The sequence below is a fragment of the Pseudomonas sp. NFX183 genome (assembly GCF_047943075.1).
Lineage (GTDB): Bacteria > Pseudomonadota > Gammaproteobacteria > Pseudomonadales > Pseudomonadaceae > Aquipseudomonas.
The window spans coordinates 2617154-2629208 of sequence record NZ_CP181333.1; the positions used below are offsets into that span (position 1 = coordinate 2617154).

11 protein-coding genes are annotated in these 12055 nt (G+C 57.0%); 6 read left to right on the forward strand and 5 right to left on the reverse strand.

The window, feature by feature from the left end:
- Positions 1-2: 2 nt before the first annotated feature.
- From ACM530_RS12065 to ACM530_RS12075, 3 genes are read right to left on the reverse strand one after another with little or no spacing between them, the layout of a single operon-like run.
- Positions 3-248 (reverse strand): hypothetical protein, encoded by a 246-nt coding sequence (locus ACM530_RS12065; RefSeq protein WP_416365092.1) that lies wholly within the window; start codon positions 246-248, stop codon positions 3-5.
- 54 nt (positions 249-302) lie between these two features.
- A complete protein-coding gene (gene metK / locus ACM530_RS12070) occupies positions 303-1493 on the reverse strand; it encodes a methionine adenosyltransferase (RefSeq protein WP_099234792.1) in 1191 nt (396 codons plus the stop codon).
- A gap of 19 nt (positions 1494-1512) precedes the next feature.
- A complete protein-coding gene (locus ACM530_RS12075) occupies positions 1513-2508 on the reverse strand; it encodes an ArsR/SmtB family transcription factor (protein WP_416364839.1) in 996 nt (331 codons plus the stop codon).
- 257 nt (positions 2509-2765) lie between these two features.
- Between ACM530_RS12075 and tkt the strand changes: the two genes are divergently transcribed.
- From tkt to fba, 6 genes are all read left to right on the forward strand, one after another.
- Positions 2766-4763 carry a transketolase gene (tkt, locus tag ACM530_RS12080; protein WP_124418633.1) on the forward strand — a complete coding sequence of 666 codons (1998 nt, stop codon included), beginning with the start codon at positions 2766-2768 and terminating at the stop codon, positions 4761-4763.
- A 137-nt stretch (positions 4764-4900) separates the two neighbouring features.
- Positions 4901-5956 carry an erythrose-4-phosphate dehydrogenase gene (epd, locus tag ACM530_RS12085; RefSeq protein WP_106575626.1) on the forward strand — a complete coding sequence of 352 codons (1056 nt, stop codon included), beginning with the start codon at positions 4901-4903 and terminating at the stop codon, positions 5954-5956.
- A 17-nt stretch (positions 5957-5973) separates the two neighbouring features.
- Positions 5974-7137, forward strand: coding sequence for a phosphoglycerate kinase (locus ACM530_RS12090; RefSeq protein WP_106575625.1), 1164 nt, complete (start codon positions 5974-5976; stop codon positions 7135-7137).
- A gap of 29 nt (positions 7138-7166) precedes the next feature.
- Positions 7167-7394, forward strand: coding sequence for a hypothetical protein (locus ACM530_RS12095; protein ID WP_106575624.1), 228 nt, complete (start codon positions 7167-7169; stop codon positions 7392-7394).
- 62 nt (positions 7395-7456) lie between these two features.
- A complete protein-coding gene (locus ACM530_RS12100; RefSeq protein ID WP_119737525.1) occupies positions 7457-7789 on the forward strand; it encodes an MliC family protein in 333 nt (110 codons plus the stop codon).
- A gap of 283 nt (positions 7790-8072) precedes the next feature.
- Positions 8073-9137, forward strand: a complete 1065-nt coding sequence (gene fba / locus ACM530_RS12105) for a class II fructose-bisphosphate aldolase (RefSeq protein WP_003177554.1) — start codon at positions 8073-8075, stop codon at positions 9135-9137.
- A 113-nt stretch (positions 9138-9250) separates the two neighbouring features.
- On the opposite strand, the gene ACM530_RS12110 is transcribed toward fba, so the two are convergent.
- Entirely contained in the window at positions 9251-10462 is a 1212-nt protein-coding gene (locus ACM530_RS12110; protein WP_416364840.1) for an MFS transporter, read from the reverse strand.
- The gene (locus tag ACM530_RS12115) at positions 10452-12053 is read right to left on the reverse strand and encodes a carbamoyltransferase C-terminal domain-containing protein (RefSeq protein WP_416364841.1); all 1602 of its coding nucleotides are present in this window, start codon (positions 12051-12053) and stop codon (positions 10452-10454) included. Before ACM530_RS12115 ends, ACM530_RS12110 begins: the two co-directional genes overlap by 11 nt.
- Positions 12054-12055 lie beyond the last annotated feature (2 nt).

Sequence of the window (12055 nt, forward strand, 5' to 3'; positions counted from 1 at the left end):
AACTACTTGAACAGATCGCCCAACGCTTTCACCGCGTCGTTCTTATCCATCTTGGCTTCCTGTGTTTGCTGCCTGGCGTCGGCTTTGGCTTGGGCGTCGGCCAGTTTGTTACAACTTTTGACCTGCTCTTGTGCGGCGTTAAAAGCCTGCACGCTCAGCAAGTCGTTGTTGGCTTGCGGCTGGCAGTCGCCGGGTTTGCCTCCCGGTTGAGTGCTCAGGGCGCCAGACGCGTGATGCCTGTCGCGCAGGCAATAAAAAAGCCCCGCCGGGCGAACCCGCGGGGCTTTTGGGGGAGCGCGTGCTTACAGGCCGGCGGCAGTGCGCAGGTCGTTGGCGCGGTCGGTTTTTTCCCAGGTGAACGTGGTGAAGGTGTCGTCGCCGACAGTCTTCTGCGCAGGGGTACGGCCGAAGTGGCCGTAGGCTGCGGTTTCCTGGTACATCGGGTGCAGCAGGTCAAGCATGGTGGTGATCGCGTAAGGGCGCAGGTCGAAGATCTCGCGCACCAGCTTGACGATTTTGTCGTCGCTGATCTTGCCGGTGCCAAAGGTGTTCAGCGAGATCGACGTAGGCTGGGCCACACCGATAGCGTAGGAAACCTGAATCTCGCAACGCTCGGCCAAGCCGGCCGCGACGATGTTCTTGGCCACATAACGACCGGCGTAGGCCGCCGAACGGTCAACCTTGGATGGGTCTTTACCCGAGAACGCGCCACCGCCGTGACGGGCCATGCCGCCGTAGCTGTCGACGATGATCTTGCGGCCGGTCAGGCCGCAGTCGCCCACCGGGCCACCGATGATGAACTGGCCAGTCGGGTTGATGTGGAACTGGGTGTCCTTGGTCAGCAGTTCGGCCGGCAGCACGTGCTTGACGATCAGCTCCATTACGCCTTCGCGCAGGTCGGCGTAGGACACGTCCGGGTTGTGCTGGGTCGACAGTACAACGGCGTCGATACCCACCACCTTGCCGCCTTCGTAACGGCAGGTCACCTGGGATTTGGCATCCGGGCGCAGCCACGGCAGCAGGCCGTTTTTGCGAGCCTCGGCCTGACGTTGCACAAGCTGGTGCGAGAAGGTGATCGGCGCCGGCATCAGCACCTCGGTTTCGTTGCTGGCGTAGCCGAACATCAGGCCCTGGTCGCCAGCGCCCTGATCTTCAGGCTTGGCGCGGTCCACGCCCTGGTTGATGTCGGGCGACTGCTTGCCGATGATGTTCATCACGCCGCAGGTTGCGCCGTCGAAACCGACGTCGGAACTGTTGTAGCCAATCTTGGTGATGACGTCACGGACGATCTGTTCCAGATCGACCCACGCGGTGGTGGTGACTTCACCGGCGATGATCGCCACGCCCGTTTTCACCAGAGTCTCGCACGCCACACGGGCGAACTTGTCTTCAGCAATGATGGCGTCCAGCACCGCATCAGAAATCTGGTCGGCGATTTTGTCCGGATGCCCTTCAGACACGGACTCGGAGGTGAAAAGGGAGTATTCGCTCATCTCGATGTTTTCCTGATATTTACCGATGGTGAGTGTCGCCAGCCGGCCGCTGAAAATGGCGGACCTGAATCTGGAAACCATTACGTAAACCTACATAGAGGCTTTCCCCGGGAACGAGTCCCGCAGCGGTGGCCCAACGGGCCAGATCGTCCTGTTCAAAACCCAACCAGAGATCACCGCAGGCCTCCCTGGCCCAATTCTGGTTGTGGCTGCATAAATCTGTGACCAGCAGGCTACCGCCGGGTTGCAGCAAGTTTGCCATCTGCTTGAGGGCGTCGGCGGGGGCGGCGAAATGGTGCAAGACCATGTTCAACACCACGCAATCGGCCCGCAGGGTTGTGTCATTCAACGCGTCCGCCAGCTGCAGGCTGACATTGCCCAGCGCCTCGCGCTCGCACAACTGGCGCGCCAGTTCGAGCATCGCCGGGCTGTTGTCCAGCGCCGTCACCTGCTTGAAGCGGCGCGCCAGCTCCGGCAGGAAACCGCCATCGCCAGGGCCCACTTCCAGCGCCGTGGCCGAATGACTGAAGCTCAGTTTGTCCAACAGCGCCAGTACGCTTTCGCGGTATTGCGGCAAGCCGGCGATCAGGTCCTGCTGGGCACGAAACTTCTCGGCGACCCGTGAGAAAAAATCCTGGCTGGCGGCGGCGCGTTGCCCGTGAACTTGGCTGATGCGTGACTGCACGTCGCCGGGCAAGCCCAAGCTGTCCACCTCTTCCAGCAGCGCGGCGTGCAGTTTGCCGCCGAGCAGTTCGGTGTGGGGCAGGGCGCGACGGTAAAAAATCGCATTACCTTCGCGGCGGGTGGCCACCAGGTCAGCCTGGGCCAGGACCTTCAGATGGTGGCTCATGCCGGACTGGCCAATGGCGAAGATTTGCGCCAGTTCCAGTACGCCGAAAGAATCGTTGGCCAGCGCGCGCAATACGTTCAGACGTAACGGATCACCAGCGGCCTTGCATAAGGCTGCCAGGTCGTCGCCGTCGTCAGGACGCAGGGAGGGCACGGGTAGGTTCATAAGGCCAGCAGTCTAGTGACGGGTGGATATCCCCGCAAGGTCAATATCAAAAAGTTTTGATATTGGTCGATAATCGGTAGTTATAAGCACCCGCTATAACCTTTAGACGAAGCAGTCAGGCTTTTCTGCAAGCGATTGGCGGGCAAACCGCAGGAAAAACACCTCAAGTGACTATCTGTGATTGCCCGCAGGCGGTGGCTGAGGGAAAATGCCGATCCTTTTTTCCGTTTCTTTTAAGCAACCCCAGGAGATCAGCGATGCCCAGCCGTCGTGAGCGTGCCAACGCCATTCGTGCCCTCAGCATGGATGCCGTGCAAAAAGCCAACAGCGGCCATCCCGGTGCCCCGATGGGCATGGCGGATATCGCCGAGGTACTTTGGCGTGACTACCTGAAACACAATCCGAGCAACCCGTCGTTCGCCGACCGTGACCGCTTTGTGCTGTCCAACGGCCACGGCTCGATGCTGATCTATTCGCTGCTGCACCTGACCGGCTACGACGTCACCATCGATGACCTCAAGAGCTTCCGCCAGTTGCACAGCCGCACCCCGGGTCACCCTGAATTCGGCTACACCCCAGGCGTCGAGACCACCACCGGTCCCCTGGGCCAAGGCCTGGCCAATGCTGTTGGCTTCGCACTGGCTGAAAAAGTCCTGGGCGCGCAGTTCAACCGCCCTGGTCACAACATCGTCGACCACCACACCTATGTGTTCCTGGGTGATGGCTGCATGATGGAAGGCATTTCCCATGAAGTGGCGTCCCTGGCCGGTACCCTGGGCCTGGGCAAGCTGATTGCCTTCTACGATGACAACGGCATCTCCATCGACGGCGAAGTCGAAGGCTGGTTCACCGATGACACCCCGAAGCGTTTCGAAGCCTACAACTGGCAAGTGATCCGCAACGTCGACGGCCACGATCCGGAAGAGATCAAGACCGCCATCGACACCGCGCGCAAGAGCGAGCAGCCGACCCTGATCTGCTGCAAGACCACCATCGGTTTCGGCTCGCCGAACAAGCAAGGTAAAGAAGACTGCCACGGCGCCCCACTGGGTGACGCGGAAATCGCCCTGACCCGTGAAGCGCTGAAGTGGAACCACGGCCCGTTCGAAATCCCGGCTGACATCTATGCCGAATGGAACGCCAAGGAAAAAGGCCTGGCGACCGAAGCCGAGTGGGACCAGCGTTTTGCGGCCTACTCCGCCGAATTCCCAGAGTTGGCCAACGAACTGGTGCGTCGCCTGGCCGGTGACCTGCCTGCCGACTTCTCGGAAAAAGCCTCGGCCTACATCGCCGAAGTGGCGGCCAAGGGCGAGACTATCGCCAGCCGTAAAGCCAGCCAGAACACCCTGAACGCCTTTGGCCCGTTGCTGCCGGAGATTCTCGGCGGTTCGGCTGACCTGGCCGGTTCCAACCTGACCCTGTGGAAAGGTTGCAAAGGTGTCTCGGCCGAAGACGCCAGCGGCAACTACATGTACTACGGCGTGCGCGAGTTCGGCATGAGCGCCATCATGAACGGCGTGTCTCTGCACGGCGGCCTGGTGCCTTACGGCGCGACCTTCCTGATGTTCATGGAATACGCGCGCAACGCCGTACGTATGGCCGCGCTGATGAAGAAGCGCGTGATCCATGTGTACACCCACGACTCCATCGGTTTGGGCGAAGACGGCCCGACGCACCAGCCGGTCGAGCAACTGACCAGCCTGCGTACCACGCCGAACCTGGATTGCTGGCGCCCAGCCGACGCGGTCGAATCCGCCGTGGCCTGGAAGCACGCCATCGAGCGTAAGGACGGCCCTTCGGCGCTGATCTTCTCGCGTCAGAACCTGCAGCACCAAGTGCGTACCGACGCGCAGATCGCTGCGATCAGCCGTGGTGGCTACGTGCTCAAGGACTGCGTTGGCGAGCCGGAACTGATCCTGATCTCCACCGGTTCCGAAGTCGGCCTGACCGTTCAGGCCTACGACAAGCTGACTGCCCAGGGCCGCAACGTGCGCGTTGTGTCCATGCCGTGCACCAGCCTGTTCGAAGCCCAGGACGCCGACTACAAGCAATCGGTTCTGCCGTTGCAGGTCAGCGCGCGTATCGCCATCGAAGCGGCTCACGCCGACTACTGGTACAAGTACGTGGGCCTGGAAGGCCGCGTGATCGGCATGACCACCTACGGTGAGTCGGCGCCGGCGCCAGCGTTGTTCGAAGAGTTCGGTTTCACCCTGGAAAACATCCTGGGTCAGGCTGAAGAACTGCTGGAAGACTAAGTCAGTCTGCGTTGTCTGTACTGGCGCTATCGCGGGCAAGCCCGCTCCCACATTCGATCTCGGTCTAAGGTGGGAGCGGGCTTGCCCGCGATGGCGTCAGAACATTCAACACCGAACTAACATTGATCGAGAACCCCATGCCCCAACCGCGTCCCTACAAAGTTGCACTCAACGGCTACGGCCGCATTGGTCGTTGCGTCTTGCGTGCTCTGTTTGAGCGAGGGGCGGCGGCAGGGTTTGAAATTGTTGCGATCAACGATTTGGCCGACATGGCCAGCATCGAATACCTGACACGCTTTGACTCCACCCACGGCCGGTTTCCCGGCGAAGTGCGCGTAGAAGGCGACTGTCTGCATATCAATGGCGACTGCGTGAAAGTCCTGCGCAGTGCCACTCCCGAGGGCATCGACTGGGCGGCGCTGGGCGTCGACCTGGTGTTGGAATGCTCCGGTGCTTACCACACCCGTGCCGATGGCCAGCGTTTTCTCGACGCCGGCGCACCGCGTGTGCTGTTTTCCCAGCCGATGGCCAGCGAGGCGGATGTCGACGCCACCATCGTCTATGGCATCAACCAGGATTGCCTGACCGGCAACGAGCTGCTGGTGTCCAACGCCTCCTGCACCACCAACTGCAGCGTGCCGCTGTTGCGCCTGCTGGATCAGGCGATTGGCCTGGATTACGTGTCGATCACCACGATTCACTCGGCGATGAACGACCAGCCGGTCATCGACGCCTATCACCACGAAGACCTGCGCCGCACGCGTTCGGCCTTCCAGTCAGTGATTCCGGTGTCTACCGGCCTGGCGCGAGGTATCGAAAGATTGTTACCGGAACTTGCCGGGCGAATTCAAGCCAAAGCCGTACGGGTGCCGACGGTGAACGTGTCTTGCCTGGACATCACCATGCAGACTGTCAGCGACACTGACGCGACGGAGGTCAACCGGATTCTGCGCGACGCCGCCACCAGCGGCCCGCTCAAGGGTTTGCTGGCCTACACCGAGTTGCCGCATGCCAGTTGCGATTTCAACCATGACCCGCATTCGGCGATTGTCGATGCCAGCCAGACCCGCGTTTCCGGCCCCAGGCTGGTGAACATCCTGGCCTGGTTCGACAACGAATGGGGGTTTGCCAACCGAATGCTGGATGTTGCCGAACATTATCTGCACATCGCCTCCACACAACCTCAACAGTAATTCAGGAACTGCGACCCATGACCGTGTTGAAGATGACCGACCTCGATCTGCAAGGTAAGCGCGTACTGATTCGCGAAGACCTCAACGTCCCAGTCAAGGACGGTGTTGTCACCAGCGATGCGCGAATCCTGGCCTCGCTGCCGACCATCAAGCTGGCCCTGGAAAAAGGCGCGGCCGTGATGGTCTGCTCCCACCTGGGTCGTCCGACCGAAGGTGAGTTCTCCGCCGAAAACAGCCTCAAGCCGGTAGCCGACTACCTGAGCAAGGCCCTGGGCCGCGACGTGCCGCTGGTGGCTGACTACCTGGGCGGCGTTGACGTCAAGCCAGGCGATATCGTGCTGTTCGAAAACGTGCGCTTCAACAAAGGCGAGAAAAAGAACAGCGACGAACTGGCTCAGCAATACGCGGCCCTGTGCGACGTGTTCGTGATGGACGCCTTCGGCACCGCGCACCGCGCCGAGGGTTCGACCCACGGCGTGGCCAAGTTCGCCAAAGTCGCCGCCGCCGGCCCGCTGCTGGCCGCAGAACTGGATGCACTGGGCAAGGCCCTGGGCGCTCCGGCGCAGCCAATGGCGGCCATCGTGGCCGGTTCCAAAGTGTCCACCAAGCTCGACGTGCTCAACAGCCTGAGCCAGATCTGCAACCAATTGATCGTCGGCGGCGGCATTGCCAACACCTTCCTGGCCGCAGCCGGCCACCCGGTGGGCAAGTCCCTGTACGAGCCGGACCTGCTCGACACCGCGCGCGCCATCGCGGCCAAAGTCAGCGTGCCGCTGCCGGTGGACGTGGTGGTTGCCAAGGAGTTCGCTGAGAGCGCCGAAGCCACCGTCAAGCTCATCGCCGACGTGGCAGCCGACGACATGATCCTGGACATCGGCCCGCAAACCGCGGCCAACTTCGCTGAACTGCTGAAGTCGTCCAAGACCATTTTGTGGAACGGTCCGGTTGGCGTGTTCGAGTTCGACCAGTTCGGCAACGGCACCAAAGTACTGGCCCACGCCATTGCTGAAAGCTCGGCTTTCTCCATTGCCGGGGGTGGCGACACCTTGGCCGCCATCGATAAATATGGCGTTGCTGACCAGATCTCCTACATTTCTACCGGTGGCGGCGCGTTCCTCGAATTCGTCGAAGGCAAAGTGCTGCCGGCCGTTGAAGTGCTGGAAACTCGAGCCAAAGGCTAAGGCTCGTGATCCGGAAAAGGAGTATTCCCATGATCAAGTCGTTGGCACTGGTGATCGCAGCGGGCCTGTTGGCCGGCTGCGGCAGCACGCCAAGCGCGAAGCCTGCCGCTGCAGAGCCTGCGCCTACGCAGAAAAAGAGCTGCTACCAGGCTGACTGGCAAGCCGAAACCATGCCGGTGATCAACAAGCGCATCGGCAACGAGCGGCTGGAGCAATACGACGCCGCGCCCAACGGTCAGGAACAGGGTTGCCCTTGACGGGTCTGATCAACTAACCGACAGCTTTGGCGGCCTTTTGGGTCGCCGTTCGAGGATTGGCAATGAAAGGCGTTTTCGCCCTGGCAGCCCTGGCCTTGTTGGCCGGCTGCAGCAGCATGAACATGTTCAACAAGGCAGAGCCGGCCGACAAGTGGACCACCTGGACGTGCGACAGCAAGGCCGAGGTCAACTGGCGCTTTGCCAACCAGGCGCGTTCCGAGGTGGATGTACGCCTCGGCGGTTCGGACCAGGTTTATCGTCTTAAACAGGACGTTGCTGCCTCGGGCGTGCTGTACAGCAACGACCAGTTGGCGTTTCACCAAAAAGGTGAGGAAGGCCTGATTTACTGGGTCGCCACTGATGATTTGATTGGGCGAGGCTGCAAGGCCCAGTAACACAGAACGCGATCTCTCATGTGATGAGATCCAAATGTGGGAGCGGGCTTGCTCGCGAAAGCGGTGGGTCAGGTAAGCATCAGGTAGCTGATACACCGCCTTCGCGAGCAAGCCCGCTCCCACAGTAGATCCGGTTCCAAAGTGACATGGATTTTGAATCGGACACTGCAATAACGATTCAGCAGGCCAAGCCTTAACCCCTTGATCTGCAATAACTTGAATAGCAGCCGCCGCTACGGCAGGCTTGCACGATTAACGACCCACGATCGGGAGAGACAACACAATGGCACTTATCAGCATGCGTCAAATGCTGGACCACGCAGCCGAGTTCGGCTACGGCGTCCCAGCCTTTAACGTCAACAACCTTGAGCAGATGCGCGCCATCATGGAAGCCGCTGACAAGACCGACTCCCCAGTGATCGTTCAGGCTTCGGCCGGTGCCCGCAAATACGCCGGTGCCCCCTTCCTGCGTCACCTGATCCTGGCCGCCATCGAAGAATTCCCGCACATCCCGGTGTGCATGCACCAGGACCACGGCACCAGCCCTGACGTGTGCCAGCGCTCCATCCAACTGGGCTTCAGCTCGGTGATGATGGACGGCTCCCTCGGCGAAGATGGCAAGACCCCAACCGACTACGAGTACAACGTACGCGTGACCCAACAAACCGTGGCCATGGCTCACGCCTGCGGCGTTTCGGTTGAAGGCGAGTTGGGCTGCCTGGGTTCGTTGGAAACCGGCATGGCCGGCGAAGAAGACGGCATCGGCGCCGAAGGCGTGCTGGATCACAGCCAGATGCTGACCGACCCGGAAGAAGCCGCTGACTTCGTGAAAAAGACCCAAGTTGACGCCCTGGCCATCGCCATCGGCACCAGCCACGGCGCTTACAAGTTCACCAAGCCGCCTACCGGCGACGTCCTGGCCATCGACCGCATCAAGGAAATCCACAAACGCATCCCGAACACCCACCTGGTGATGCACGGTTCTTCCTCGGTGCCGCAAGAGTGGCTGGCGATCATCAACCAGTACGGTGGCGACATCAAAGAAACCTACGGCGTGCCGGTTGAAGAAATCGTCGAAGGCATCAAGTACGGCGTGCGCAAGGTCAACATCGACACCGACCTGCGCCTGGCGTCCACCGGCGCAATGCGTCGCCTGATGGCCACCAACCCGAGCGAATTTGACCCACGTAAATTCTTCGGTGCCACCGTGACCGCGATGCGTGACGTGTGTATCGCTCGTTACGAAGCGTTCGGTACGGCCGGTAATGCTTCGAAGATCAAGCCGATCTCTCTGGAAGCGATGTACCAGCGTTACCTGAAAGGTGAGTTGAACGCCAAGGTGAACTGAGCCTCAGGCGTTTAAACAAAAGCCCGCAGCGATGCGGGCTTTTTTGTGGCTGGAAATTGATTAGGCACTTTTAAGTGACAGGAGGCACACCAGATGAATCGTTCGCTTCTGCACTAACTGATAGGGGGAGGCGGCTGTTTTCTGTACAAGTATAAATAGACTGCAATTGACACTGACGCTGTTAAAAAAGCCATGCATGCAGCCAAAATAAAAGGCGCTGGGCGACCGCCTGCGATTATTAGCAGTGTCCCTAAGGAAGGTCCAATTATAACGCATAGCATTTGGATACTTCTGAACGACATGGAGACTCTTCCGATATTTTCAGAAGGGCATAATTGTTGGAGGATTATGTTTGAAGATATTATTAATATCTCATAGCTAAAGCCATTCACAAACCAAACAAACGGATAGAGGTAAGCTCTACCAGGGACTTTGAAAAATACTAAAGCAGCAGTCAGTATTAATGCTGCGGAGAAAATAGCTAATGCGTGTGATCGAAGTAGAATCTCATCGACATTGTTCAATTTTAACTTCATCAGCAGCGCGGCACCTATCGCGCCTCCGGCTGTTGCGGAAACGATTACTGAAAAATTAACTGGAGGTAAGCCTTCGTAGGCTAGAAAGGACGCCAGATGCGGGTCGTAAATTCCTAAAGCCAGCGACGTCAGTAGGGAATACAAAAAGCCTATGCGTAGTTGAAAGGGCAAGGCGTTGAATATGGAAAGCCCTCTTGCTATGTCGCGATAGAATGAGAGAGTGTTCGTAGAGCAGTCGTTCATTTGCGTTTGGAATGTCAGACAAATAAGTCTTAGGGGTGGAAGGGTTAATAAAACGGCGGCAGCAGACAGAAAGAATAAATCCTTAGGTGATAATATTAGCGTTAATAAACCTGCAAATAGCGGCGCAAAAATTTTGGCGGATTGATCAAATATACTAACGTAGCTGAAGAAAGATTTACGCTCTTCAGAGCGTATCAGCTGTCGAACCATAATGGTTATTGAGGGGAAGTAGAATAAGTTTGACACACCTTTGAACAAAACGAAGAACAGAAAGCTCTGAAGGTCTGGAGACAATGCTAGCGCTACAGTAGATAGTGTGCGGAGTAAGGCGCCAAATACCAGTGTTTTCCTTACGTCATGCCGATCTATCAGCGTTCCGACGATAGGGCCAAGAAACAACATTGGGGCGCCCAAGCAAAAAGCCAGAAGCGCTATCGAGGAAGGAGAGGCATGCCATAGATAAACGGGAACCGTGAAGATCAAAAAGATATCAAGCCATAGTGATAGGCTAGATAGCGCTTGCACGTAAATGATTTTACTTGACATTTTCATTGTGCCGCACTGGATTAAGAAAAAGTGTGTCTTCGAATACGAAACCGTCGAGTTCATGTTCTCTGGCGAATCGATACAGGTCGCTCAACCTATTAATAAAGCCGCGGCCGTTAAAGTTTAGGGAGGTATTACAAAGTACTCCGACTCCTGACACATCACGATAGGCGCTCAGTAACTGGTGCATGCGAAGATTCTGCGATGCATTCACTGATTGGGGTCGCGCAGAGTTATCAACATGCGTTACAGCTGGAATTTTAGATGAAATAACTTTGCGAAATTCCAGCATGAAGGGTGAGGGGTTAGACGGGTAGAAGTATTCAGGCATGCATTCTTCTAAACATATCGGCGCAATAGGCCGAAATCCCTCGCGCTTCTTGATTGTGTTCAATCTAACGAGGTTTTCTCTAGGGTAGGGCGCCGCTAATATTGAGCGATTTCCCAAGGCCCTAGGCCCCATTTCATATCTGCCTTGTACCCAGCCAAATATGCAGCCTTCATGAAGCAATCGCGCAACACGTCGCCTATCATAGGGTTCACTAATGAAGGTGCCGGTGCTATCTATGTCAGTGTGTGATGGCTCACCTGCATAGGGTGACCAAGTTATCTTAGCAAGTCCCTTGGTATGCAATAACGCATCAATCGCAGTTCCAATTGCAGATCCACTGTCGTTTGTGCACGGAGGAATAAATACATCAGAGAATAGTTGTGTTTCTTTCCATTTGGAGTTCCAGTCACAGTTTAATCCGCATCCGCCGACGATCAATAAAGGGGCATCATCAAAAACTAGTTGCTGTACGGCGTCACGAAATAGATTGAAAATTGCGTTTGACAGGTGATGTGCAAGTGATGCAAGTCGAGGGTCGTCAAGTCCAATGTTGTAATATTCACTGTTGCGGAAATGTTGCTTGTGAAGCTGTCTAAAATTCATGTTCTCGTCGAGTAGTGTCGCTATTATGTGCTTGGCGTCCTCATCAATTTCACCGTTTTCACCATAAGCAGCGAGCGCCATGAGTTTGCCAGCATCACTCAAACGAATTTGTCCGGCGCCAAGATTAAAAGTAGGATCCGCGAGCGCATATAAAAAAGCAAATCTGTCCCCGGGGTTATCAAGTGCACTACCTAATTTAATAATATTCACGTTCTCATCGATTCGATAGAATGCACCGAAGTAGCCCTCCCAGAGTAATGCGTAGCAAGGTTGTCCTTGTGGGAAGGGGGAGAGCCCGTATCCGCATAAAAGGTGTGAGCGCTCATGGGAAGATGAAAAATAAGTAACGTCGTGACCAAATATTGAGCGTTTGTGATGAATGATCTGCTTTAATCCAGAGTAACCTGCGCCAATGCTGTCGCTTTCTGAGCTCAGGCCTGTACTCCATCCACTCTGAGCTACTATGTCCACGGGTTTATTGATCATGTGAAAAATTTTCAAAAGTGTGTCGGCCGTCACACTTGAAAAACGAAGGCCGTTATCTTTTTCTGCTTCGACGGAAAACTCCAAGTGGTTACCAATAATGAGAGCTACTGCCCCGTCATGTCCATCTTTAAGGCCAAGAATTACAATGTCATCATGTTTTGCATTGAACATGC